Genomic DNA, 23,606 nt, shown 5'->3' with positions numbered 1-23,606 from the left:
ACCGGCACAGTCCTACGACTTGTCGAGGTACTTCACCTTGTTGGGCACCAGAATGGCGTCCACGAGATCAGCCAGCGCGCGATGCTCCGCCAGCGGCAGGTCAACGGACACGATCTCTTCGGCGAACTCCCGTGCGTCACCGATGACGTCCGCGTCGTCGAGCAGGGACAGGAACCGGAGCGACGACGTCCCGCCGGACTGGAGGGAACCGAGCACATCTCCCTCGCGACGCTGCTCCAGGTCGACGCGAGCGAGTTCGAAACCGTCGTTGGAGGCCTCCACCGCACGCAGGCGCTGCATCGCCTGCGACACCGGCGGGGACGCCGTCATCAGCAGGCACAACCCCGGGTGACCACCGCGCCCGACACGGCCCCGCAACTGATGCAACTGGCTGACGCCGAACCGTTCCGCATCGACGATCACCATCATCGTCGCGTTCGGGACGTCCACGCCGACCTCGATGACAGTGGTCGACACGATCAGGTCGATCTCACCGCGACCGAATGCATCCATGACGGCGTTCTTCTCCTCGGCGGGCAGCCGGCCGTGCAGCATCTCGATACGGCGATCACCGAGTGGTCCGGCGAGCAACGCCGCGTACTGGTCGATCACCGAGGTGGTCTTCGGCGCCTGATTCGCCTCCGCCGCAGCCTTTGTCGCCGATTTCTTCTCGGGCTCGTCGCCGATACGGGAGCAGACGACGTAGACCTGGCGGCCGGATGCGATCTCCTCCCCCGCGCGTGCCCACGCCCTGTCCACCCACGCCTCGTTGCCCATGGGCACCACGGATGTGGTGATCGGCTGCCGACCGCGCGGCAGCTCGGTGAGGACCGAGGTGTCGAGGTCGCCGAAGACCGTCATCGCCACCGTTCGCGGGATCGGGGTCGCGGTCATGACCAGGAAATGTGGCATGAGTCCGTCACGTCCCCTGGCGCGCAGGATATCTCGTTGCTCCACGCCGAAGCGGTGTTGTTCGTCGACGACCACCATGCCCAGGTCGAAGAACGTCACGTTCTCCTCCAGCAGCGCATGGGTGCCGACGACGATGTTCGCGGTACCGGTCACAACGTCGAGCAGCGTCTGGCGTTTGCCCGCGGTCTTCATCGAACCGGTGAGCAACACGACCTTGGCCGCGCCTTCGGCGGCGGTCAGCTCCCCGGCCTCACCGAGATCCCCGAGCATGGTGCGCATGGTCCGGTAATGCTGCGCAGCTAGGACTTCCGTCGGAGCCAGAATCGCGCACTGATGGCCGTTGTCGACGACGCGCAACATGGCGAGCAGCGATACCAGAGTCTTACCGGAGCCCACCTCGCCCTGCAGCAGACGGCTCATCGGGCTCACCCTGCCGAGATCGTCGGCGATCTCGGCGACCACCAGTCGCTGTCCCTCGGTGAGTTCGAAGGGCAGCCGGTCGAGGAGTTTGTCCTCGAGCCCGCCGGGCACATGCGGGCACACCGGCGCGGTGTCCCCGCGCCCGGCGATCCGTCGCTGTGCGAGCACCGTCTGGATCGCCAGCGCCTCATCGAATTTCAGGCGGCGTCTCGCTTCGGCGATGTCGTCCTCGGTGTCCGGCAGGTGAATGCGGTGCAGTGCGTCGTCGGTGCCGATGAGGCCGCGGTCGGCCCGCTGTTCTTCGGTGAGCGCATCCGGAATCGGACCGGATTCCTCCAGCGCCGCCAGGACACGCCGCACCGCACCCCAGATGTCCCAGGTCTGAATGTCCTTGCTCGCCGGGTACATCGGCACGATCGGCCGGTCGAAGTCCATCAGCGGACCGGTCGGGGCGTCGTCCCCCTGGTCGGTGAGTTCACGCTCCACCGCATACATCTCGGTCAGCATCGCCGATCCGACGACGGCATCCACCTCGGGATCGCCGTCGGGCAGGACCATCCATTCCGGGTGCGACAGCTGCACGGTGCCGCGGAAGACCTTGACCGTGCCCGCCATCATCACGCGCGCACCGGGTTTCAGCCGGTGCTGAATGAAGCGCGCGTTGAAGAAATTCGCCTCGTACCCGTGGTTGCCGTCGGTGACGGTCACCTTGAGGAAACTGCCGCTGCGTTTGCGCATCGGAATCATCTTCGAGGCGGTGATGCGCCCGACGATCGTCGCCCATTCGCCGTCCTGCGGCAGTTCGTCATTCGACAGCTGCCCGTGCTGGACGTAGCGGCGCGGCGCGTAACGGACCAGTTCGCCGACAGTCGACAATCCGATGCCGGACAACCGCTCTGCGACCTTGGGTTCGAGTACCTCGTCCAGCGAATCCGCCATCCGGACCACTACTCGACCCCCACTTGCAGCAATTGATCCGACTGACCGGTGCGGTAGATCGCGAGTTCGACGCCCGGGTAGCTCCGGCGCATCTGTTCGGACAGGGCGTCCAGGGCCTCCTCGTCCACGCCCTGCCCGGCCATCACGGTCACCAATTCGCCACCGGTCGCCAGCATCAGATCGGTCAGTGCCGTGATCGCACCGGTCTGCTCGGGCGAGATCACCAGCACGTCGGAACCGATGAGTCCCAGGACGTCGCCGACCTCGCAGGTGCCGGCGAGCGTCATCATCCGTGTGTCGGCCCGCACCAGCGAGCCCCAGCGCGCGCCCGCCGCCGCCTCGGCCATCGCGTAGGCGTCGGTGTCGGGCTCCTCGGCGGGATCATGCACCGCGAGAGCCGAAAGGCATTGCACCATCGACGATGTGGGCAGATAGACCACGGTCCGGCCGCTCGATCTCACCTGACTGGTGACCGCGACCAGGTCCTGGGATGCCAATTTGCCGTTGGCCATCACCACCACATGCGCGCTGTCGGTGGCCCGGATCGCGGCCGCGAGTGCCTCCGGCGACAATCCGTCCTCGGCCCGCAACACCGCCGCGCCCGCCTCCGCGAAGAGTTCTTCGGCGCCGTCACCACTGACCACGGCCACCACCGCGCGCTTGTTCCGGGGCGGCGGCTCGGTCGGATCGGACTGTGCACGAATGGCATCCAGCGTGAAGCAGCTGATCCGGATGTCGGACAACGCACCGCGCTCCACACCCGCCTCGACGGCCTTGCCCGGATCGTCGGTGTGCACGTGTACCGAGAATCGTTCGCCGTCGCCACCCGAGCTGTCGCCGACGATGACGACGGCGTCCCCGAGGTCGTCGAGGGCGGACCGCAGGGACGAGATCTGGTCGCCCGCGGCACCCTGGAGCAGGTACATCACCTCGAAGTCCATGTCACTGCCACCGCAGGTTCCGCTCTCCTGATGACCGGGTTGCCCCCCGCCGCTCAGAATCCCGCGGTAGCGGCGCCGTCGATGACTCACTCCGGTGATCACCGCGACCATGGCGTCGGCCAGGACCAGGAAGCCACGTCCGCCGGCATCCACCACTCCGGCGGACGCCAATTCCGGCAACTGTTCGGGGGTGTGCTCGAGCGCCTCGGCGCAGTCATCGGCGACGGCCCGGACCAGATCACCGGGAGTCTCCCCGACATGTTCGGCCGCCGATTTCGCCGCCATGCGCAGAACCGTGAGCACCGTGCCCTCCCGCGGCTCGCTCACCGCGCGCACCGCCGCCAGTGACCCGAGCCGTAGGCCGGTGTTCCACAGCTGGTTGAACGTCCCGGGATCGGCCGTCGGGGCGTCCTCGGCCCCTGCCCCGTCGTCGTCACCCGCGATGAGCTCCGCGGCATCGGCCAGCCCGACGAGGATCTGGGAAAGGATCACACCCGAGTTGCCGCGCGCCTGCGCGACCGCCCCGTCGGCCATGGCCCGCGCCACCACGCTCACCGCCGAACCCTCCGGCACCTGCTCGGCAGCCGTGGCCGCCGCACGCATGGTGAACAGCATGTTGCTGCCCGTATCGGAGTCCGGAATGGGGAACACGTTGAGATCGTTGATCTCCCCGCGCAGCACGTCCAGGCCCTCGACCGAGGCGTCGACCCAATCCCGGAGCAGCTGCGGATTCAACGTCCGGGCGCGCGCCGCGCCGAATGCCGACTCCATACCCCGAGAGATTACCCGGCTGCACGGACACCGATTTGGCCACCTCGGCCCCGTCCGGCTACTCTTGCAGGGTTGCCTTGTGGGTGACGCGGCATCTGTCGACGTCCTCTCCCGCAGGCACGACCTGACCACTAGATCAAACCAAGGAGTTCGAGATGGCTGCCGTCTGCGATATCTGCGGCAAGGGACCGGGCTTCGGCAAGACGGTTTCGCACTCGCACCGGCGCACGAACCGCCGGTGGAACCCGAACATTCAGTCGGTGCGCGTCGAGGTCGCACCCGGGAACCGCAAGCGTAAGAACGTGTGCACCTCCTGCCTGAAGGCCGGTAAGACCGCACTGGTCTGACCGACCACGCACAACACCCGATCCCCGAGCGATCACTCTGTCGCCGAGGGGGTCGGGTTTTTGTGTTGTCCGGGGCCGCTCTAGAGTTCGCGTCATGAGCCCCGAAGCAGCCTCCACCCCGTCGCGCGTCACCCAGGACGGCGACGTCCTGACCATCGCCGTCTCCTCTCCCGCCGCCGGGACGTCCCTCGACGACACCGCACTCATCGAGGGAGCCGCGGTGCTCCGCGCCGTCGCGCGCGGCGACCGGGAGGTAGGAGCAGTCCTGCTGGTGGGCACCGGCGCCAACTTCTGCGCGGGCGGCAATGTGCGCGCCTTCGCCGCCGCCGACGATCGTCCCGAATACCTGCGTGGCCTCGCCGACGACTTCCACGCCTTCGTCAACGCCCTGTACGAGGCCGACCGCCCGGTCGTCGCCGCGGTGAAGGGCTGGGCGGCGGGTGCGGGAATGAGTCTCGTCTTGCACGCCGACGTCGCGGTCGCCGGTACCGGCACGAAAATGCGACCGGCATACCGTGGCATCGGACTCTCCCCCGACGGCGGTCTGACCTGGACTCTCCCCCGGATCGTCGGGCCCGCCCGTGCCCGCCGGATCATCCTCACCGACCAGGTCATCGACGCACAGCAGGCACTCGACCTGGGCCTCGTGTCCGAGATCGTCGCCGACGACGCCGTGGACGCCACCGCCCGGGACGCCGCCGTCGCACTCGCGGCCGGCCCACGCGGTTCCGACAGCGCGACGCGCGGCCTGTTGGCCCGGTCCGCGACGAACTCACTGGCCGAACACCTCGCCGCCGAGGCCGCCTCCATCTCGTCGCTGTCCGGCACCCCGGAGGGGATCGAGGGCGTCGACGCGTTCATCGCCAAGCGCACACCCGATTTCGCGGCGGCGCGCCGGAGCGATCCCCGCTAGGGCAGACGCCAATCCACCGGGTCGGCGCCGAGATCCTCGAGAGCCTCGTTGGCGCGACTGAACGGTTTGGAGCCGAAGAATCCGCGGCTGGCCGACAGCGGTGAGGGGTGCACGGAGAGGATGGCCGGGACATCGGTGAGCCACTGCTGCACACCGGCCGCGTCGCGGCCCCAGAGGATGGCCACGAGAGGTGCCGCCTCGCGGGCGACGAGTGCCTTGATGGCGCACTCGGTCACCTCCTCCCAGCCCTTGCCGCGGTGCGAGCCGGGTGTTCCCGGCGATACCGTCAGGACGCGATTGAGCAGCAGGACACCGGCGTCGGCCCACGGTGTCAGGTCACCGGTGCGCGGCATCGGATACCCGAGGTCCTCGCAGTACTCGCGGTAGATGTTCGACAGCGACCGGGGAATCGGCGAGACCTCCGGCGCCACCGAGAAGCTCAGGCCGACGGCGTGACCGGGCGTCGGATACGGATCCTGGCCGACGATCAGCACCCGGACGTCGTCGAACGGCTGGGTGAAGGCGCGCAGCACGTTGGCCCCCGACGGCAGATAACCGCGGCCGGCCGAGTTCTCCTCGCGCAGGAACACCCCCATCGACGAGATCACGTCCTCGACCGGCGCCAGGGCCTGCGCCCATCCCGGATCGATCAGCTCGGACAACGGTTTGGCGCTCATCCGCGCTCTCCTCCACCGTCGACATCGATGCGCCGCAGCGCCTCCCGGTAGTACTTGCCGTTCTGGTGATACATCTCGACATTCAGTTCGACGTGACCTTCGGGGACCTCGTATCCCTCGCGGATCTTCGCCGGCACGCCGAGCGCCATGGCGCGGGCGGGCACGGCGAACCGGAAGGGCACCACCGCGCCCGCACCGACGATCGCGCCGTCGGCCACCGTCGCACCGTTGAGCACCACCGAACCGGAGGCGATCAGACACCCGTCACCGATGGTCGCTCCCTCGACGTGGGCGTTGTGGCCGATCACGCAGCGCGCGCCGATCACGGTGGGGTCCACCGGCGTGCAGTGGATGACGGTTCCGTCCTGGATGTTCGTGTGGGCGCCGACGGTGATGGTTCCGTAGTCGCCACGCAGGACCGCCCCGGGCCACACCGAGACGCCGTCGCCCAGCGTGACGGCACCGATCACCGTCGCATCGGGGTGGATGTACACGTCCTGTCCGAGGGTCGGTTCCCTGTCACCGAGTGCATAGATGGCCATGGCACACGAATCTATACGCCCCGGTTCGCTACCCGAACGACTGCCAACCGTGCAGATCGCCCGCGGGCTCCCCGTCGATCCACACGCCCTCTCCCGCGACGACCTCGCCGATGACCGTCCATCCCCGCGGGACCCCATCGGGCGCGAAGGCCGCGAGCAGCTCGTGGTCCTCGCCGCCGGTGAGCGCCCAGTGCCGGCAGTCGGCCCCGAGTGCGTCTGCGGCAGAACGCATGTCATCACTCACCGGTATCGCCGACGACCTGACCTCCAGCCTCACGCCCGCCGCGGCGGACATGGTGATGAGTTCTTCGATGAGCCCGTCGGAGATGTCGGTCATCGCGTGCACACCGGACCTGGCCGCATCCGGCCCCCGCCCCAGATCGGGTGCGGGCAACCGGAATGCGCTCACCGGGCCCGGGAGACGCCGCACCAGTTCGTCGGTGTCCCGGGCCTGTTCGTCGGCGAGCAGGGCGTATCCGGCGGCCGCGGCACCCAGCGCGGTCCCGGTCACGGCGAGCACGTCGCCGGGGCGGGCGCCGCGGATCTCCACCGGCCGCTGCCCGTCGAGTGCGCCGATCACGGTCACCCCGATCACCATCTGGGTCGCGGCGACGAGGTCACCCCCGAGCACTCGCCCGCCCAAACCATGTGTGGCACTGATGATTCCGTCGTTCACGTCGAGAAGGACCCCGACCGCCGTGCTGAGCGGGCACGCGATGGAGACGACGACACCGGAGATGCGGCCGCCCATCGCGGCGACGTCGGCGGCGCTCTGCACCACCGCACGGGCACCGATCGTCCGTGGTTCCGACCAGTCGAACCGGAAGTGCCTGCCCTCGACCGCCGTGTCGGTGCTGATCACCGCGGGTCCGCCGGTGTCGAGGACCGCGGCGTCGTCGCCGGAGCCGATGACGACGTCGGGGCCGCCGGCAGCCGGGCCGTATTCGGCCGCCGCCCTGGTGAGTTCCGCGATGAGTCGCCGTTCACCGATCTCGCCGACCGTGCGGTCGCGATCCCGCTCCCCAGCGCTGCCCTGACCCACGTCGCTCCTCGGATACCCGTCTCGCGGCCCGATGACCGGACCATCGAGCGACAGTCTATGTCCGCCCGCACGCCGCGCCGGACCGCGCGGAGCGATCACTAGGCTGGGATGCGTGAGCGATGACGAGGCGACCACTGACGATGCGAACACGAAGGACACCGACGGGTCCTCGGTGGAGACCCGATACGGCAGGGGCCCGACGCTCAGTCCGGCACTGATCGCGACGCTGGTCACCATCCCGGTGATGGTGATCGCAGGATTCATCGCGTACGCCGCGCTGCGGCCCGAGACCACCACCCCGATCGAGTCGTATGCGGCGGAATCGGTGACGACGAAGGACTGCGCCCAGCTCATCGCGGCGCTACCGGACGGATTCGACGGGTTCGGCACCAAGGAGGTCTCGGGCAACACGGTCAAATGGCCCGCTGCAGGCGACGGCGACGCGGTCACCCTCCGGTGCGGGGTGTCACGGCCGAGTGAGCTCTCCGCGTCGTCGTACCTCCAGGTGATCAATCCGGTGCAGTGGTTCATCACCGACACCGTCGAGGGCGCGGGACAGGCCTACGTGTGCGTCGACCATCGTCCCTATGTGGCGATGTGGATACCGTCCAACGCGGGCAACGCACCCATCTCCGACGTGTCCGCGATCATCGAACGCACGCTGCCGCGGGGGCCGCTGGACTTCGGCTGACCCGTACGGGCGGCTCAGTCGTAGATCTCCGGTTTCGTGCTGCGGCCCAGGAGCGACGCGATCGCGTCGTCCACCGACAATCCCTGGTGACACACCTGATGCACGGCATCGGTGAGTGGCATCTCCACCCCGGATCGCTCGGCGAGAGCCCGCACGGAGGTACACGACTTGACCCCTTCGGCCACCTGACCGTTGGTGGCCTCCTGCGCCTGCGCCATGGTCGCCCCCTCGCCCAGGCGCGCACCGAAGGTCCGGTTCCTCGACAGCGGCGACGAGCACGTGGCGACCAGGTCGCCGATGCCCGCGAGCCCGGCGATGGTCTCGATCTGCGCACCGACGGCCGCGCCGAGACGGATCGTCTCCGCCAGACCACGCGTGATGATCGTCGCGAGGGTGTTCTGTCCGAAGCCGACCCCGCTGGCCATGCCGCAGGCCAGCGCGATGACGTTCTTCACGGCACCACCGATCTCGCATCCGACGACGTCGGTGTTGGTGTACGGCCGGAAGTAGCCGGTATTGAATCCGGCCTGCAGTTCCCGGGCACGGTCCTCGTCGGCGCAGGCGATGACGGTGGCGGCGGGCTGCCCCTCGGCGATCTCCCGAGCGAGATTGGGGCCGGACAGAACCGCCACGCGGTCCGCGGGCGCGCCGGACACCTCGGCGATCACCTCGCTCATGCGCATGAGGGTGCTCGTCTCGATCCCCTTCGCCAGGGACACGAAGGTGGCATCCGGCGCGACGTGCGGCATCCAGTCGTTCAGGTTGGCCCGCAACGACTGTGACGGCACCGCGCACACCACCACCTCGGCGGTGGCGAGGGCCTCGGCGACGTCGCTCGTCGCCCGCAGCCCCTCGGGCAGTGCGATACCCGACAGATAGTCGGAGTTCTCGTGTGTCGCGTTGATCCGGTCCGCGAGGTCGGGACGTCGCGCCCAGATCGTCGTCTCGGTGCCCGCATCGACGAGCACCTTGGCCGTCGCCGTCCCCCAGGAACCCGCCCCCATCACCACCGCGCGCACGGCGCCTCCTCCACCCGAAGTCCGTCAGTCCTCTCACCCTAGTGTGTGCGCGGGCCCCGACGGTCGGCATCATGGAACCCATGGACCCGACCTCGCATCCGGCGGACACGGTCGCCGCGGTGCTGGCGGTCAAACGCCTCGACGATGCCAAGACCCGGCTGGCCGCCACGCGCACCACCGGGACGCCGCACCGGTCGCTGGTGCTGTCGATGCTGCTCGACACGATGGCGGCGGTGTCGCGGGCCGGCGTCGGCCACATCGTGGTCATCAGTCCCGATGACGCGGTGCGCTCGGCGGCGACGGGTGCGGGGGCGCTCGCCGTCGACGAGGAGTTCGTCGCGGCGCGGGGGCCGCACGGGCGCCTGAACGCCGCCTTCACGCAGGCGAGCGCGACGGCCCGCGAACAGTGGCCCTCGATCCGGACGATCCTGCTGGTGCAGGCCGATCTACCGGCCGCGACGCCCGAGAGCATCCGTCAGGTGATCGCCGCGACCGCACCGCACCGGCAGACACTGGTGACCGACCGGGACGGCCGCGGCACCACGGTGCTCGCGAGGTCCGCCGACATTGTCGACGAGCCACGCTTCGGGCCGGAATCCGCTGCCGCACACCGGATGGCGGGTGCCGTTGATCTCGACCCGGACGGCCTGCGCTGGCCGGATCTGCGGACCGACGTGGACACCATGGCCGACCTCGTCGCGGCCACCCGACTGGGGCTCGGCGCACACACCGCGGCCGCGTTGGCCGATAGTCCGCGACCGGATGTCTGCAAGTCGTCGTGAATGCGTCATTATTGAGACGTGAGCCCTGCCGACTCCAGCGACACCGCCAGCCAACCCGTCACCGCGATCCCCGGGGCGCCACCCGCGGCGACCGTGCTGCCCGAGGATTCCGCTCCCGACCTGCCCGATGATCGCTACCTCAACCGCGAACTGAGCTGGCTCGACTTCAACGCCCGGGTTCTCGCGCTTGCCGAGGACACCTCGATGCCTCTGCTCGAGCGGGCGAAGTTCCTGGCGATCTTCGCCTCGAACCTCGACGAGTTCTTCATGGTGCGCGTGGCCGGTCTCAAACGGCGCGACGAGACCGGATTGTCGGTTCGCTCCGCCGACGGACTGTCCCCCCGCGAACAACTGCTCCGCATCGCGGGCCGCACCCAGACGCTGGCCGACCGTCACGCCCACGTCTTCCTGGACTCGGTCCGACCGGCGCTCGCGGAGAATGACATTCATGTCGTCACGTGGTCCGATCTGACCGACGATCAGCGCGCACGCCTCGTCGACTACTTCCATGAGGACGTGTTCCCGGTCCTCACCCCGCTCGCCGTCGACCCGGCGCACCCCTTTCCGTACATCAGCGGCCTGAGCATGAATCTCGCCGTCACGGTGAAGGACACCACCGAGGGCGGCGAACACTTCGCCCGCGTCAAGGTGCCCGACAATGTGAATCGCTTTGTCCGCGTGGACAAGTTGCTGCCGCGCGATCCGTCCGCCGAGCCGAGTCGGCAGGTCATCCTGCTGCCCTTGGAGAATCTCATCGCAGCCAACCTCGGGCAGTTGTTCCCCGGCATGGAAATCGTTGAGCACCATGTCTTCCGGATCACCCGCAACGCCGACTTCGAGGTCGAGGAGGACCGCGACGAGGACCTCCTGCAGGCGCTCGAACGCGAGCTCGCCCGCCGCCGTTTCGGTTCGCCGGTCCGCCTCGAGGTGGCCGACGACATGACCGAGCACATGCTCGAACTGCTGCTCCGCGAACTCGACGTCGACCCCGCCGACGTCATCCAGGTGCCCGGACTGCTCGACCTCTCCTGCCTTTTCGAGGCCTACGGGCTCGATCGCCCCAGCCTCAAAGAGCGTCCGTTCGTGCCCGCGACGCACCCGGCCTTCGGCGAGCGGGAGACACCGAAGAGCGTCTTCTCGACGCTCCGCGAGGGCGACGTCCTGGTGCATCACCCCTACGACTCGTTCTCCACGAGCGTGCAGCGGTTCATCGAACAGGCCGCGGCCGATCCCCAGGTGCTCGCCATCAAGCAGACGCTCTACCGCACCTCCGGTGACTCACCGATCGTCAACGCCCTCATCGCCGCCGCCGAGGCCGGCAAGCAGGTGGTGGCGCTCGTGGAGATCAAGGCCCGCTTCGACGAGCAGGCGAACATCAAGTGGGCCAGGCAACTCGAACAGGCCGGCGTCCACGTGGTCTACGGACTCGTCGGACTGAAGACGCACTGCAAGACGTGTCTCGTGGTCCGTCGCGAGGGTTCGCGCATCCGCCGCTACTGCCACATCGGCACCGGCAACTACAACCCGAAGACCGCACGACTGTACGAGGACGTGGGCCTGTTCACCGCCGCACCCGATGTCGGCGCCGACCTGACGGACCTGTTCAACACGCTGACCGGTTATTCGCGGAAGACCGAGTACCGCAACCTGTTGGTGGCGCCGACGGGTATCCGTTCCGGGATCATCGCCCGCATCGACGCCGAGATCGAGCGTCACCGGCAGGGCGATGAACGTGCCCGAGTCCAGCTGAAAGCCAATGCGCTGGTGGATGAACAGGTCATCGACGCGCTGTACCGGGCGTCCCAGAACGGTGTGCCGGTGGAAATCGTGGTGCGCGGCATCTGCGCACTGCGTCCGGGGGTGCCCGGCATGAGCGAGAACATCGTCGTGCGTTCGATTCTCGGTCAGTTCCTGGAGCATTCACGAATCTTCCACTTCGGCGCACAGAATGAATACTGGATCGGCAGCGCCGACATGATGCACCGCAATCTGGACCGGCGGATCGAGGTGATGGTGCAGGTGCGCGATGATCGATTGACCGCCGAACTCGCCGATATCTTCGCGTCGTCACTGGACCCGCGGACCAGGTGCTGGAGTCTCCAGTCGGACGGCAGCTGGCGGGCGTCCCCCGCGGCCGGCGAAGAGGTGCGCGATCATCAGCGACAGATGTTGCGGCGCAACCGTCGCCATCCGGACTCCTCGTCGTAACCAGCAGGCCCGACAAGGATCGTAGGATCACCCGATGCCCAAGTCCGTGAAGACCGTGTGGGCCGCCGGAGGCGTGCTCTGGCGCCCCACCGCCGACGACCGAATCGAGATCGGGCTGGTGCACCGGCCCGAATACGATGACTGGACACTGCCGAAAGGCAAGGCCGAGCCGGGCGAAACACTGGCCGTCACCGCTGCTCGTGAGCTCGAGGAGGAAACCGGCCAGCGCACGGTACTGGGTCGGCAACTCGGAGACGTCGCGTACACGTTGCCCAATGGGAACCGAAAACGCGTGCGGTACTGGTCGGCTCGCGCCGTCGGCGGCGATTTCGCGGCCAATCATGAGGTCGACGAGTTGCGGTGGATGGATCCCGTTGCTGCCGCCGACACCCTGAGCTTCCGGCTGGACAGACGAATCCTGGCGGAATTCGTTCGCCTGCCCGCAGATCTGCACACCCTCCTGCTCGTGCGGCACGCTCGGGCCGGCAGGCGTTCGCGGTACCACGGCGACGATCGCGACCGGCCGCTCGACCGACTCGGACGTGAGCAGGCCGATGCACTCGGCGATCTGCTGCAGGTGTTCGGTGCACAACGGGTGCACTCCGCCGACCGTGTGCGCTGCGTGCAGACGGTGGTACCGCTGGCCGAGGCGCTCGCCGTGCCGATCATCGGCGAGCCGACACTGTCGGAGGAGGCCTACCGGGCGGATCCCCAAGCGGCACATGCCCGGATGCGGGCGGTGGCCGCCGATACGTCGGCCGTGCACGCGGTGTGCAGTCAGGGCAAGGTGATTCCCCCGTTGATGCGCTGGTGGGCCGATGAGGACGAGATCGCGTTGCCGTCCAAACGGAATCGCAAGGCCAGCGTGTGGGTACTCGGCACCCGCGACGGCCGGCTCGTGACGGCCGACCACATCGACAGCCCGCTACCGGGTCACGAACTCAGCGACACCTGACGACATTGTCCGGACATGAATCAGCCCCGGCGGGGGAAGAACGCCGGGGCTGATTTGTGAGGATTGATAAGGACTTTCAGCGGCGCGCGGTGCGCTTCGCCGCGGTCTTCTTGGCCGGAGCCTTCTTGGCCGCGGTCTTCTTGGCCGGTGCCGCCTTCTTGGCCGGAGCCTTCTTGGCCGCGGTCTTCTTGGCCGGAGCCGCCTTCTTGGCCGCGGTCTTCTTGGCCACGGTCTTCTTCGCCGGAGCCGCCTTCTTGGCCGGAGCCGCCTTCTTCGCCGCGGTCTTCTTGGCCGGTGCCGCCTTCTTGGCAGCGGTCTTCTTGGCGGCCTTCTTGGCCGGTGCGGCGGTGCCGGTGCTGCCGCGCTTCACGGCGGGACCACTGGAGGCCAGCTTCTGCTTGCCGGCCACGACAGCCTTGAACTGAGCACCCGGGCGGAACGCCGGAACCGAAGTGGCACGGACCTTCACGGTCTCGCCGGTGCGCGGGTTGCGGGCGACGCGCGGAGCGCGACGACGCTTCTCGAAGACACCGAAGCCGGTGATGGTGACGCTCTCGCCCTTGTTCACCGCGCGAACGATCGTGTCGACGATGTGCTCAACGGCGGCGGTCGCAGTCTTGCGATCCGCATCGAGCTTCTTGGTCAGCTCATCGATGAGCTCTGCCTTGTTCATTGATTACCTCCGCAAGCTGAATCTGGCCTATCGGTTGGGCCAGCTATCAGACACGGTAAACGCCGAACGCGAAAACGTCCATCTTCCACGCCAATTAGCCGGGCATGTCGCGAAATCGACAGCGGCAATCAGCTTCTGCGAGCTATCGCGAAATCCCGGTGAGCTGAACTTCGGCGATTCAGCTGTCGAGGGTCACCGGCTTGAAGGCCGGCCGGGTCTTCTCGAACTCGGAAATCGCTTCTACCTGGCGCAATGTCAGCCCGATATCGTCGAGACCCTCCATCAGCCGCCACCGTGTGTAGTCATCAATTGCCAACGGCACCACGAGGTCTCCCGCCGTCACCGTCCGATCTTCAAGGCTCACCGTCAGTTCCAGACCGGGTTGTTCCTCCAAGCGCTTCCACAGCAACTCGACGTCGGACTGCTCGACCTGAGCGGCAACCAAACCCGCTTTTCCGGCATTGCCCCGGAAGATATCCGCGAACCGGGACGAGATGACGACCCGAAAACCGAAGTCCGACAGGGCCCAGACGGCATGCTCCCGGGACGACCCGGTACCGAAGTCGGGGCCCGCGACGAGCACCGAACCACGGCTCCACGGTTCGTTGTTGAGAATGAAGTCCGGATCGGTCCGCCAGCTCGCGAACAACCCGTCCTCGAAGCCGGTGCGGGTCACGCGCTTGAGGTAGACGGCCGGGATGATCTGGTCGGTGTCGACGTTGCTGCGGCGGAACGGCACGCCGATTCCGGTGTGGTTGATGAAGGGTTCCATGGGATGTCCGATCGAATTGCGGTGGTGGATAGGGGGTTGCGGGGCGCTCAGGCGAGATCCGCGGGGGCCGAGAGGGTGCCGCGCACCGCAGTGGCAGCCGCCACAGCCGGCGACACCAGGTGGGTACGCCCACCCTTGCCCTGCCTGCCCTCGAAATTGCGGTTCGACGTCGAGGCGCATCGCTCACCGGGAGCGAGCTGATCCGGGTTCATGCCCAGGCACATCGAGCATCCGGCCTGCCGCCATTCCGCGCCCGCGGCCTCGAAGATCTCACCCAGGCCCTCGGCGTCGGCCTGCGCACGCACCCGCATGGAGCCGGGCACCACGAGCATCCGCATGCCATCGGCCACCTTGCGCCCCTTGAGGACATCGGCGACCGCGCGCAGGTCCTCGATGCGCCCGTTGGTGCACGATCCGACGAACACGGTGTCCACCTTCACATCCCGCAGTGCCATGCCCGGCTCGAGATCCATGTACTCCAGGGCCCGGGTGGCCGCCAGTGATTCGTTCTCGTCGACGATCTCGGCCGGATCGGGCACCCGATCGCCCAGCGGTGCACCCTGTCCCGGGTTGGTGCCCCAGGTGACGAACGGCGTCAGCGCGCTCGCGTCGATGTGCACCTCGGCGTCGAATTCCGCGCCCGGATCGGTGCGCAGACTGTCCCAATACGCCACTGCCGCATCCCACTCCGCCCCCTCCGGCGCATGCGGCCGGCCCTTCAGGAACTCGTAGGTCACCTCGTCGGGTGCGATCATCCCGGCACGGGCGCCCGCCTCGATCGACATGTTGCAGATGGTCATTCGGGCTTCCATCGACAGTTTCTCGATGGCCGGGCCTCGATATTCCAGCACGTAGCCCTGTCCCCCGCCGGTACCGATCTTCGCGATGACCGCGAGAATCAGATCCTTGGACGTGACACCCGGCGGCAATTCGCCGTCCACGGTGATGGCCATGGTCTTGAAGGGCCGCAACGACAATGTCTGCGTGGCGAGCACATGCTCGACCTCGGAGGTGCCGATCCCCATGGCCAGTGCGCCGAATGCGCCGTGCGTCGAGGTGTGCGAATCACCGCACACCACGGTCATCCCCGGCTGGGTGAGTCCGAGCTGCGGGCCGACCACGTGCACGATCCCCTGCTCCAGATCGCCCATCGGGTACAGGCGGACGCCGAATTCCTCGCAGTTGCGACGCAGCGTCTCCACCTGCGTCCGCGAGACCTCGTCGGCGATCGGCTTGTCGATGTCGATCGTGGGGACGTTGTGGTCCTCGGTGGCGATGGTCAGATCGGTACGCCGCACCGGCCGCCCGGCCATCCGGAGGCCGTCGAAGGCCTGCGGACTGGTCACCTCGTGGACGAGATGGAGGTCGATGTAGATGAGATCGGGATTCTTGTTGCCGTCGGCGTCGATGTCGCCGGACACGACGACGTGGTCGTCCCACACCTTCTCGGCAAGAGTCCGCGGTGTGCTGTGGCTGGAACTCATGGGCGTGCCTCGCATTTCTCGGTGGTGCGGCTCTGGGCTGGGCCACACGCACGGCGCTTCATGTGCATCTCAACATGTAGGACGCTAATATCGTCCTATGGGACAGGATAGCGCACCGGCCATCAGTAGCGGAATCGGTGTTCTGGACAAATCCGTGGTGGTTCTGCGAGCGGTCGCCGAAGCCCCCGCGAATCTGACCGAACTCTGCGAACGCACGGGGCTGCCCCGTGCAACGGCACACCGCCTCGCGGTCGGCCTGGAAACCCATCGCCTGCTGGCCCGGAACAGCTCGGGCCGTTGGCATCCCGGGCCCGCGCTGGGCGAGTTGGCGACATCGGCCCACGATCCGGTTCGCGAGGCCGCGCTCATGGTGCTGCCCCGCCTCCGGGAGATCACCGGGGAGTCGGTCCAGGTGTATCGGCGCGAGGGCGCCGAACGCGTCTGTATCGCTGCCCTGGAACCTCCGACGGGACTGCGGGACACCGTTCCGGTCGGCACGCGACTGCCGATGACGGCCGGTTCCGCGGCGAAGGTCCTGCTCGCCTGGTCCGGCCCGGCAACCCAGCGTGCGCTGTTGCAGGACAGCGTCTTCAGCGAACGCACACTCCACGAGATCCGGCGCCGCGGATGGGCGCAGAGCGCCGGGGAACGTGCGGCAGGAGTGGCGAGCGTGTCGGCTCCCGTCCGCGACTCCGGCGGCGAGGTCGTCGCCGCCATCTCCGTGTCGGGCCCCATCGACCGCATGGGGAGGCGTCCGGGCGCACGCTGGGCGGCGGATCTCCTGGCGGCCGCCGACGCCATCCACAAGCGTTTGCAGACCGGCCGCGGATGACCTGCCGGGTCGGCTAGCGTCGAGACATGGGAACGAATCAGCGAAGTCAGATCGTCATGTCCGAGAACGAGATCACCGATTTCGTCGATCGCAGCCGTACCGCGACGCTGGCCACCACCGGCCCCGACGGCGGCATCCACCTCGTCGCGATGTGGTACGGGGTCATCGACGGAGAGATCTGGTTCGAGACCAAGGCCAAATCGCAGAAGGCGGTGAATCTCCGCCGCAACGCCCGGTGTTCGGTGCTCATCGAGGACGGCGACACCTACGACACCTTGCGCGGCGTGGCCTTCGAGGGCACCGCGGAGATCCTCGACGATCCGGAATCCTGCCTCCGGGTGGGCATCTCGGTGTGGGAGCGCTACACCGGCCCCTACTCCGAGGAGATGAAGCCGTTCGTCGATCAGATGATGCACAAGCGCGTGGCCGTACGGATGGTCGCCGACCGTGTCCGGTCGTGGGATCACCGCAAACTCGGACTCGACCCCATGCCCGTCGCCGGTTCCACAGCCGACCCGGTCTAAGCTTCCCGCTCACCAACGAAAGCGTCCCCTCCGCGTGATGCGGAGGGGACGCTCGCGTTACGTAGCCCCGACGGGATTCGAACCCGCGCTACCGCCTTGAGAGGGCGGCGTCCTAGGCCGCTAGACGACGGGGCCCTAGAACCGTATTCGGTTAGAACTTACGAGGTGGTGATCCTCGACAGCTCGCTGGGGTACCAGGACTCGAACCTAGAATGGCGGTACCAGAAACCGCTGTGTTGCCAATTACACCATACCCCAATGGGTACCCTCTTCTGGTCGCTCACCGCTCGCCGGGCTCGCGGTGGTCGCTTCGAAAAGGACCGAGGAGAAGAGTACCAGGGAGATACCCGGCAACTACAAATCGCCTGGTCAGGACTCCATTTCCGGCACGGTCGCGCGTGCGGCGACCATTCTCGACAGGCTCTTCTCGCGGCCCAGCAGCTCCATCGACTCGAACAACGGCGGGCTCACCTGCGAGCCCGTGACCGCCACTCGCACCGGCCCGAAGGCCTTGCGCGGCTTGAGCCCCAGATTGTCGACGAGAGCGGCTTTGAGCGCCTCCTCGATGTCGGCGGCCCGCCACTGCGGAAGTGCGTTGAGCGCGTCGATGGCGGCGTCCAGGGTCGCCCCGGAGTCGGCACCGAGGTTCTTCGACGCGGACTTCTCGTCGATGACGAACTGGTCGTCGGTGACGTACAGGAAGGACATGAGTGGCCACGCGTCGCCGAGTACCTGGATCCGGGTCTGTACGAGTCCGGCCAGTTCGGCGAATGCTGCCTCGTCGACGGAGTCGGTGATCGAGCCGTGCTCGACCAGATAAGCCTTGAGGCGGCCGGCGAAATCGGCGGGCTCGAGCAACCGGATGTGCTCGGCGTTGATCGCATCGGCCTTCTTCTGATCGAATCGCGCCGGATTCGAATTCACCTCGCGCACATCGAAAGCGGCGACCATCTCGTCGAGGGAGAAGACGTCCTCCTTGGCCGAGTAGCCCCAGCCGAGCAGGGCGAGATAGTTGATCAGGCCCTCGGGGATGAAGCCGCGGTCGCGATGGTGGAACAGATTCGACTCCGGGTCGCGCTTGGAGAGCTTCTTGTTGCCCTCCCCCATCACGAATGGCAGGTGCCCGAAGACCGGCACGAAGTCGGTGACGCCGATCCGGATCAGCGCGTCGTAGAGAGCGAGCTGCCGCGGCGTCGAGGACAGCAGGTCCTCCCCGCGCAGTACATGGGTGATCTTCATCATCGCGTCGTCGACGGGATTGACCAGGGTGTACAGCGGATCGCCGTTCGCGCGGGTCAGCGCGAAGTCCGGCACCGTCCCCGCCTTGATGGTCGTGGTGCCGCGCACCAGGTCGTCCCAGGACAGGTCATGGTCCGGCATCCGTAGCCGCACAACGGGTTTGCGCCCCTCGGCCTTATATGCCTCGCGCTGTTCGTCGGTGAGGTCGCGATCGAAGTTGTCGTAGCCGAGTTTCGGATCGCGTCCCGCTGCACGATGGCGCGCCTCCACCTCCTCGGGCGTGGAGAATGCCTCGTAGGCCTCCCCCGCCGCGAGCAGCCGCGACACCACGTCGAGGTGGATGTCCTTGCGCTCCGACTGACGGTAGGGGCCGTAGGGTCCGCCCACCTCGGGCCCCTCGTCCCAGTCCAGTCCGAGCCAGCGCAGCGCGTCCAGGATCGCCGAGTACGACTCCTCGCTGTCACGGGCGGCGTCGGTGTCCTCGATCCGGAAGACGAAGGTGCCCTTGTCGTGGCGCGCCTGCGCGAAGTTGAACAGCGCGGTGCGCACCATCCCGACATGCGGGGTGCCGGTGGGCGACGGGCAGAAACGGACGCGGATGTCGGACGCACTCATGACTCCGAGGATATCGCGACACCTCGCGGCAGCCGCCGCGGTCTCCTACTGCCGCGCGGCCAGGAACTCCAGCAGCAGCCGGTTCACTTCCTCGGGTTGCTCCAGATAGCCGAAGTGCCCCGCTCGGGCGACCTCGGCGTACGTCGACCCCGGGATCGCGTCGGCGACCTCGCGGGCCAGCTTCACCGGCAGCGTCCGGTCGTCGGCGAATCCGATCACCATGGCCGGCCGGGTGATACCGCGGTAGGCCGACAGCCGATCGCTCTCCCCGTTGTGCAGCTCGAGCTGTGCGCGGACACCCGGCGTGACCGTCTGGGGCGAGAACCCGATGACGTCGAGCCAATCGCGGACGGCGCGGTCGTCGTCGAGGGTGTGCACCGACAGGTTCAGGTGCGCGGTGATCGCGGCCTGATACTCGGGCGGCAACGTGATGCCCTGGTCGTAGAGTGCTCGCTCGCCCTCGGAAATGGCTTGTTGCAGAGGGGTGTTGCGCCCGTAGGTGGCGATCATGACGGCGGCGCGCACCAGATCCGGCCGCGCCAGCGTCAATTCCTGCGTGATACGCGCGCCCAGCGATGTGCCGACGACGAATGCCGGTCCGCCGCCGACGTGTTCGATGAGGGCTGCCGTGTCGGCGACCATGTCGTCGAGCGAGAAACCCTCGGCACACTCCGACGTCGGCGCAATGCCCCGATTGTCGAAGGTGACGACGCGATAGCCGGCCTTCACCAGCGCCGGTTGCTGATGCGCCTTCCACACGCGACCGGGACTGCCGGTACCCATCACCATGACGACCAGCGGGCCGGAGCCGGATTCCTCGTAGGAGATCTCGATGCCGTTGAGCCGGGCGGTTTGCGGGCCCGTCACGGTTTGTCCACGATCGGGTTGGTCAGCGTGCCGATGCCCTCGATGGAGACCGAGACACGCTGACCCGCGACCATCGGACCGACCCCTTCCGGGGTGCCGGTCAGGATGACGTCACCGGGCAGCAGAGTCATCACCCGGGACACCCATTCGACGATGGCACCGACATCGTGCAGCATCAGCGAGGTCCTCGACCGCTGCTTGACCACACCGTCGAGTTCCGTGGTGATCTCGGCGTCCGACGGATCGAAGTCGGTGACGATCCACGGTCCGAGCGGGCAGAAGGTGTCGTACCCCTTGGCACGCGTCCACTGACCGTCGATCTTCTGCTGATCGCGTGCGGTGACATCGTTGGCGATGGTGTAGCCGAGGATCGCACTCTTGGCCTGCGCGGCGGACACGTCCTTGCAGGGACGACCGATCACCACCGCGAGTTCACCCTCGAAGTCAACCTGCTCCGACGACGGCGGCCGCACGATCGGGACCTCGGGGCCGATGATCGAGGTATTGGGCTTGAGGAAGATGACCGGATCCGCCGGCGCCTCCCCTCCCATCTCGGCGGCGTGGGCGGCGTAGTTCTTGCCGATGCAGATCACCTTGGACGCCAGGATGGGCGCGAGAAGCCGCACATCGGCAAGTGCCCAGGAGCGTCCGGTGAAGGTGGGTTCTCCGAAGGGATGCTCGGCGATCTCCCGCGCGCGGGTCCCGTCGTCGGAGTCTTCGATGGCCACGAAAGCCACGCCGTCGGGGCTGGCAACTCGTCCTAAACGCATGGCACGACACTATCGCACCGACGATCCCAACCCGCGAGACGCCGCTTTGGTGCGACGGCCATCGCGGTTCTAACATATGGAACGCGCATACCACTATTTGAGATTCGATCGCGGATCGAGTCCCGCACCGCGAGGAGGACCGTTGACCACAGCGAATCCGACACCGCGGCAACGCTGGGCGATGCTGGTGTGCGCACTGATCGCCGCGATGACGGCGACCTGCGCGGTCAGCGGCTTCGCCTATCTGATCCCGGCCCTGCACACCGAGCGCGGGCTGTCGCTCACCCAGGCATCGGTACTCGCCACGGTGCCGACCGTCGGGCTGATGATCCTGATCATCCCCTGGGGAATCGCGCTCGACCGCTTCGGCGAGCGACGGATCCTGATCTTGTCGCTGAGCATCACGCTGGCCGGTACGGTCGCGTCGGTCCTTGCGGCCGCATGGGATGCGCCGTATTGGGCTCTGGGCGTCGCCCTGTTCGTCGGCGGCCTGGGCGCGGGTGCGGCCAACGGCGCGAGCGGACGAATCGTCGTCGGCTGGTTCCCCGCCGACCTCCGCGGCACCGCGATGGGGATCCGGCAGATGGCCCAGCCCCTGGGCATCGGATTCTGCGCCTTGACCATGCCGGCCATCGCTCACGTCTACGGGATCACCGCGGCACTGGCCGTGCCCGCGACGGTGACGGCCCTCGGTCTACTCGTATGCGTCGTCGGGATCGTCGACCCGCCCCGGACGGCGGTACGGACCGCCACCGCCGAGCTCCGACACGAGAATCCGTACCGCCGAGGATCATTCCTCGCCCGGGTCCATACGGTGAGTGCCCTGCTGGTGATTCCGCAGTCGATGCTGTGGACCTTCGTGCCCACGTGGCTGATCGTCGCGCATCACTGGTCGCCGTTCGCCGCGGGTGCCCTGATCACCGTCACGCAAATCCTTGGCGCCCTGGGCCGGATCGCCGCGGGACGGTGGTCGGATGTCTGGGGATCACGCATGCGCCCCGTCCGCGTCATCGCGCTCGCGGCCGGTGTGGCGATGGTAGTCCTGGCGATCACGGACTGGCTGGACAGCCCGATCGCACCCGCGGTGATGGTGGTCGCGTCGGTGATGTCGGTGGCCGACAACGGTTTGGCGTTCACCGCCATCGCCGAGTTCGCCGGTCAGTCCTGGAGCGGCCGCGGGCTCGCCGTGCAGAACACCGCACAGTTCCTCATGACGGCCGGATCGACACCGGTGATCGGTGCGCTGATCAGCGCGACGAGCTTCCCCGCCGCGTTTGCGGTCACCGCTCTCACTCCGTTCGTCGCGATCCCGTTGATTCCCGGTGACCCCGAACGCGATTGACCAGTGCCGCCGCCGTCTCGGAGTCGTCGACGACGACGATCTCGCGACGCCCGTCGTTCCGCTGCAGCAGTAGCCCCTTGCCGGAACGAAGAACAAACCCCTTGGCCCCCTTCAGATCACCGAAGACCGCGAGCCGGTAGCCGAATCCACCGAAGTCGCGGATGGCACGTACCGGAACGACCGACGCATGGTCGATGTCCGCCGTCGGTATCCGGATACGCGGCCATCCGAGCGCGCCGCGGACGGTGACCGCCGAACGATCCACCGTGACCCGCACGGTCGACAGCATCGCGATCGGGAGGCCCACCAGTGCGACGATCAGCAGGACCGGCCACGCACCGCTCACCAATGCCAGTGTCACACCGACGATCACGACCACCGCGAACACGACGAGCATCGGTACCGGCAGCGACACCGACCGCACCCAGTAGAAGCGTTCGTCGTCGCCCATCCGCATCGGCTCGGGGCGCTCACCGGTATCCGGTGCCGGTGCCGTCCGGTACGCCGGAACCGCCGCCGCCACCAGCGCCGCGACGATCAGGCCGGCGATCAGCGAGCCGACGATCTGCGTGCTGGGAACACGCACCGACTCCGCATCGTCGATCCCGCGCTGCACCCAGGTGGTCGACACCGCGATCGCGACCACCGAAACAGACAGTCCGGCAAGGGTTCCCACGATGCTACGGGTCAGCGTCCGATCGAGTATCCGGAACGTCAGGGCCGCACCGGCCACCACGCCGACGAGCCCGATGATCGCGGGTATCCACAGCACCGTGTGCAGCGAGCTGAAACCGTCGGCGGAGTCCGTGGTCCAATGCGTGGCAACGGGATCCGGCAGATCGTCTCGCGATGACGCCAGTAACCCACTGCCCACCACGCCGGCGATCGCCGGCGGGATGACGGCGAGCGCACGGACCCACCATCGCACACCCACCGCCGGACCATAGGGTTGCCGGCCATCGTCGGGCCGTCCACTCATCGCGTCCACCTTTCGGTCATCTCGGCGGCCACCGCCTCCGAGGAAAGCCCCAATCGTCGTGCGAGACCGACCATCCGGTCGATCGCCTCCACGAGCTCCGCACGATCGGGCGCCTGGCCCGTGACCACCGCCCCACGGCCACGCCGCAGCTCGACGAGTCCTTCGTCGCGAAGCAGCTGGTAGGCGCGCAGCACGGTGTGCACGTTGATGTCCAGCGATGCCGCGAGCTCACGCGCAGGCGGCAAACGGTCCCCCGATGCCACCTGACGATCGACGATGGCGGCCCGCACCGACGCGGCCACCTGCTCGAAGAGCGGCGCCGTGGAGGTCGGGTCGATCCGGATCAACAC

The 23,606-nt window shown here is 67.7% G+C and carries 23 protein-coding genes and 2 tRNA genes; 9 read left to right on the top strand and 16 right to left on the bottom strand.

The window, feature by feature from the left end; all coding sequences use genetic code 11:
• Positions 1–12 precede the first annotated feature (12 nt).
• Positions 13–2,271 (bottom strand): ATP-dependent DNA helicase RecG, encoded by a 2,259-nt coding sequence (gene recG, locus AC4JJG_RS06500; protein WP_495400110.1) that lies wholly within the window; start codon positions 2,269–2,271, stop codon positions 13–15.
• Positions 2,272–2,279: 8 nt separating this feature from the next.
• A complete protein-coding gene (locus tag AC4JJG_RS06495; protein WP_495400109.1) occupies positions 2,280–3,983 on the bottom strand; it encodes a DAK2 domain-containing protein in 1,704 nt (567 codons plus the stop codon).
• Positions 3,984–4,138: 155 nt separating this feature from the next.
• Here AC4JJG_RS06495 and rpmB point away from each other — a divergent pair, with 155 nt between their 5' ends.
• The gene (gene rpmB, locus AC4JJG_RS06490) at positions 4,139–4,330 is read left to right on the top strand and encodes a 50S ribosomal protein L28 (protein WP_495400108.1); all 192 of its coding nucleotides are present in this window, start codon (positions 4,139–4,141) and stop codon (positions 4,328–4,330) included.
• A gap of 94 nt (positions 4,331–4,424) precedes the next feature.
• Positions 4,425–5,243, top strand: a complete 819-nt coding sequence (locus tag AC4JJG_RS06485; RefSeq protein WP_495400107.1) for an enoyl-CoA hydratase/isomerase family protein — start codon at positions 4,425–4,427, stop codon at positions 5,241–5,243.
• Here AC4JJG_RS06485 and AC4JJG_RS06480 read toward each other — a convergent pair.
• From AC4JJG_RS06480 to thiL, 3 genes are read right to left on the bottom strand one after another with little or no spacing between them, the layout of a single operon-like run.
• On the bottom strand, positions 5,240–5,920 hold the full coding sequence (locus AC4JJG_RS06480; RefSeq protein WP_495400106.1) for a uracil-DNA glycosylase: 681 nt from the start codon (positions 5,918–5,920) through the stop codon (positions 5,240–5,242). The genes AC4JJG_RS06485 and AC4JJG_RS06480 overlap by 4 nt on opposite strands.
• Complete coding sequence (locus AC4JJG_RS06475; protein ID WP_495400105.1) at positions 5,917–6,462, bottom strand: gamma carbonic anhydrase family protein; 546 nt, start codon at positions 6,460–6,462, stop codon at positions 5,917–5,919. Before AC4JJG_RS06475 ends, AC4JJG_RS06480 begins: the two co-directional genes overlap by 4 nt.
• Before the next feature lie 28 nt (positions 6,463–6,490).
• Positions 6,491–7,504, bottom strand: a complete 1,014-nt coding sequence (gene thiL / locus AC4JJG_RS06470) for a thiamine-phosphate kinase (protein ID WP_495400104.1) — start codon at positions 7,502–7,504, stop codon at positions 6,491–6,493.
• Positions 7,505–7,607: 103 nt separating this feature from the next.
• Here thiL and AC4JJG_RS06465 point away from each other — a divergent pair, with 103 nt between their 5' ends.
• Positions 7,608–8,195: a DUF3515 domain-containing protein gene (locus tag AC4JJG_RS06465; RefSeq protein ID WP_495400500.1), complete on the top strand. Its 588-nt coding sequence runs from the start codon at positions 7,608–7,610 to the stop codon at positions 8,193–8,195.
• A 14-nt stretch (positions 8,196–8,209) separates the two neighbouring features.
• Here the strand turns inward: AC4JJG_RS06465 and AC4JJG_RS06460 are convergent, their stop codons facing one another.
• Positions 8,210–9,214 carry an NAD(P)H-dependent glycerol-3-phosphate dehydrogenase gene (locus AC4JJG_RS06460; RefSeq protein WP_495400103.1) on the bottom strand — a complete coding sequence of 335 codons (1,005 nt, stop codon included), beginning with the start codon at positions 9,212–9,214 and terminating at the stop codon, positions 8,210–8,212.
• A gap of 80 nt (positions 9,215–9,294) precedes the next feature.
• Here AC4JJG_RS06460 and cofC point away from each other — a divergent pair, with 80 nt between their 5' ends.
• From cofC to AC4JJG_RS06445, 3 genes are read left to right on the top strand one after another with little or no spacing between them, the layout of a single operon-like run.
• The gene (cofC, locus tag AC4JJG_RS06455) at positions 9,295–9,996 is read left to right on the top strand and encodes a 2-phospho-L-lactate guanylyltransferase (RefSeq protein ID WP_495400102.1); all 702 of its coding nucleotides are present in this window, start codon (positions 9,295–9,297) and stop codon (positions 9,994–9,996) included.
• Between the two features lie 18 nt (positions 9,997–10,014).
• Positions 10,015–12,204 (top strand): RNA degradosome polyphosphate kinase, encoded by a 2,190-nt coding sequence (locus AC4JJG_RS06450; RefSeq protein WP_495400101.1) that lies wholly within the window; start codon positions 10,015–10,017, stop codon positions 12,202–12,204.
• Between the two features lie 34 nt (positions 12,205–12,238).
• The gene (locus AC4JJG_RS06445) at positions 12,239–13,159 is read left to right on the top strand and encodes an NUDIX hydrolase (RefSeq protein ID WP_495400100.1); all 921 of its coding nucleotides are present in this window, start codon (positions 12,239–12,241) and stop codon (positions 13,157–13,159) included.
• Between the two features lie 76 nt (positions 13,160–13,235).
• On the opposite strand, the gene AC4JJG_RS06440 is transcribed toward AC4JJG_RS06445, so the two are convergent.
• From AC4JJG_RS06440 to leuC, 3 genes are all read right to left on the bottom strand, one after another.
• A complete protein-coding gene (locus tag AC4JJG_RS06440; protein WP_495400099.1) occupies positions 13,236–13,832 on the bottom strand; it encodes an HU family DNA-binding protein in 597 nt (198 codons plus the stop codon).
• Positions 13,833–14,010: 178 nt separating this feature from the next.
• Complete coding sequence (leuD, locus tag AC4JJG_RS06435; protein WP_495400098.1) at positions 14,011–14,604, bottom strand: 3-isopropylmalate dehydratase small subunit; 594 nt, start codon at positions 14,602–14,604, stop codon at positions 14,011–14,013.
• A 47-nt stretch (positions 14,605–14,651) separates the two neighbouring features.
• Positions 14,652–16,088, bottom strand: a complete 1,437-nt coding sequence (gene leuC, locus AC4JJG_RS06430) for a 3-isopropylmalate dehydratase large subunit (protein WP_495400097.1) — start codon at positions 16,086–16,088, stop codon at positions 14,652–14,654.
• 97 nt (positions 16,089–16,185) lie between these two features.
• Here leuC and AC4JJG_RS06425 point away from each other — a divergent pair, with 97 nt between their 5' ends.
• A complete protein-coding gene (locus AC4JJG_RS06425) occupies positions 16,186–16,920 on the top strand; it encodes an IclR family transcriptional regulator (RefSeq protein WP_495400096.1) in 735 nt (244 codons plus the stop codon).
• A 26-nt stretch (positions 16,921–16,946) separates the two neighbouring features.
• Entirely contained in the window at positions 16,947–17,444 is a 498-nt protein-coding gene (locus tag AC4JJG_RS06420) for a PPOX class F420-dependent oxidoreductase (protein WP_495400095.1), read from the top strand.
• A 62-nt stretch (positions 17,445–17,506) separates the two neighbouring features.
• Here AC4JJG_RS06420 and AC4JJG_RS06415 read toward each other — a convergent pair.
• The 5 genes from AC4JJG_RS06415 to AC4JJG_RS06395 all read right to left on the bottom strand — a co-directional run bounded on the left by AC4JJG_RS06415 (position 17,507) and on the right by AC4JJG_RS06395 (position 20,935).
• A tRNA-Glu gene (locus tag AC4JJG_RS06415) sits at positions 17,507–17,579 on the bottom strand.
• A 51-nt stretch (positions 17,580–17,630) separates the two neighbouring features.
• Positions 17,631–17,702 (bottom strand) — tRNA-Gln (locus tag AC4JJG_RS06410).
• A 111-nt stretch (positions 17,703–17,813) separates the two neighbouring features.
• Positions 17,814–19,298 (bottom strand): glutamate--tRNA ligase, encoded by a 1,485-nt coding sequence (gltX, locus tag AC4JJG_RS06405; protein WP_495400094.1) that lies wholly within the window; start codon positions 19,296–19,298, stop codon positions 17,814–17,816.
• A 45-nt stretch (positions 19,299–19,343) separates the two neighbouring features.
• Positions 19,344–20,165: an alpha/beta fold hydrolase gene (locus tag AC4JJG_RS06400; protein WP_495400093.1), complete on the bottom strand. Its 822-nt coding sequence runs from the start codon at positions 20,163–20,165 to the stop codon at positions 19,344–19,346.
• Positions 20,162–20,935 carry a fumarylacetoacetate hydrolase family protein gene (locus AC4JJG_RS06395; protein ID WP_495400092.1) on the bottom strand — a complete coding sequence of 258 codons (774 nt, stop codon included), beginning with the start codon at positions 20,933–20,935 and terminating at the stop codon, positions 20,162–20,164. The genes AC4JJG_RS06400 and AC4JJG_RS06395 overlap by 4 nt, the downstream gene beginning before the upstream one ends.
• 142 nt (positions 20,936–21,077) lie before the next feature.
• On the opposite strand from AC4JJG_RS06395, the gene AC4JJG_RS06390 reads away from it, so the two are divergent.
• Complete coding sequence (locus AC4JJG_RS06390) at positions 21,078–22,277, top strand: MFS transporter (protein WP_495400091.1); 1,200 nt, start codon at positions 21,078–21,080, stop codon at positions 22,275–22,277.
• On the opposite strand, the gene AC4JJG_RS06385 is transcribed toward AC4JJG_RS06390, so the two are convergent.
• Both AC4JJG_RS06385 and AC4JJG_RS06380 read right to left on the bottom strand, forming a co-directional pair.
• A complete protein-coding gene (locus AC4JJG_RS06385; protein WP_495400090.1) occupies positions 22,225–23,256 on the bottom strand; it encodes a hypothetical protein in 1,032 nt (343 codons plus the stop codon). The genes AC4JJG_RS06390 and AC4JJG_RS06385 overlap by 53 nt on opposite strands.
• A complete protein-coding gene (locus AC4JJG_RS06380; RefSeq protein ID WP_495400089.1) occupies positions 23,253–23,606 on the bottom strand; it encodes a GntR family transcriptional regulator in 354 nt (117 codons plus the stop codon). The genes AC4JJG_RS06385 and AC4JJG_RS06380 overlap by 4 nt, the downstream gene beginning before the upstream one ends.

The sequence above is a fragment of the Gordonia sp. B8661-1 genome, assembly GCF_059427765.1.
The sequence above is the reverse complement of the archived record's forward strand: the minus strand, read 5'-3'. Positions and strand labels throughout refer to the sequence as shown.

Bases quoted from the DNA above. Each gene is read 5' to 3' on its own strand.
- AC4JJG_RS06480 (WP_495400106.1), bottom strand. From the start codon at position 5,920: ATGAGCGCCAAACCGTTGTCCGAGCTGATCGATCCGGGATGGGCGCAG.
- leuD (WP_495400098.1), bottom strand. From the start codon at position 14,604: ATGGAACCCTTCATCAACCACACCGGAATCGGCGTGCCGTTCCGCCGC.
- cofC (WP_495400102.1), top strand. From the start codon at position 9,295: ATGGACCCGACCTCGCATCCGGCGGACACGGTCGCCGCGGTGCTGGCG.
- AC4JJG_RS06485 (WP_495400107.1), top strand. From the start codon at position 4,425: ATGAGCCCCGAAGCAGCCTCCACCCCGTCGCGCGTCACCCAGGACGGC.
- AC4JJG_RS06445 (WP_495400100.1), top strand. From the start codon at position 12,239: ATGCCCAAGTCCGTGAAGACCGTGTGGGCCGCCGGAGGCGTGCTCTGG.
- rpmB (WP_495400108.1), top strand. From the start codon at position 4,139: ATGGCTGCCGTCTGCGATATCTGCGGCAAGGGACCGGGCTTCGGCAAG.
- recG (WP_495400110.1), bottom strand. From the start codon at position 2,271: ATGGCGGATTCGCTGGACGAGGTACTCGAACCCAAGGTCGCAGAGCGG.
- gltX (WP_495400094.1), bottom strand. From the start codon at position 19,298: ATGAGTGCGTCCGACATCCGCGTCCGTTTCTGCCCGTCGCCCACCGGC.
- AC4JJG_RS06440 (WP_495400099.1), bottom strand. From the start codon at position 13,832: ATGAACAAGGCAGAGCTCATCGATGAGCTGACCAAGAAGCTCGATGCG.
- AC4JJG_RS06425 (WP_495400096.1), top strand. From the start codon at position 16,186: ATGGGACAGGATAGCGCACCGGCCATCAGTAGCGGAATCGGTGTTCTG.
- AC4JJG_RS06475 (WP_495400105.1), bottom strand. From the start codon at position 6,462: ATGGCCATCTATGCACTCGGTGACAGGGAACCGACCCTCGGACAGGAC.
- leuC (WP_495400097.1), bottom strand. From the start codon at position 16,088: ATGAGTTCCAGCCACAGCACACCGCGGACTCTTGCCGAGAAGGTGTGG.
- AC4JJG_RS06495 (WP_495400109.1), bottom strand. From the start codon at position 3,983: ATGGAGTCGGCATTCGGCGCGGCGCGCGCCCGGACGTTGAATCCGCAG.
- AC4JJG_RS06385 (WP_495400090.1), bottom strand. From the start codon at position 23,256: ATGAGTGGACGGCCCGACGATGGCCGGCAACCCTATGGTCCGGCGGTG.
- AC4JJG_RS06395 (WP_495400092.1), bottom strand. From the start codon at position 20,935: ATGCGTTTAGGACGAGTTGCCAGCCCCGACGGCGTGGCTTTCGTGGCC.
- AC4JJG_RS06420 (WP_495400095.1), top strand. From the start codon at position 16,947: ATGGGAACGAATCAGCGAAGTCAGATCGTCATGTCCGAGAACGAGATC.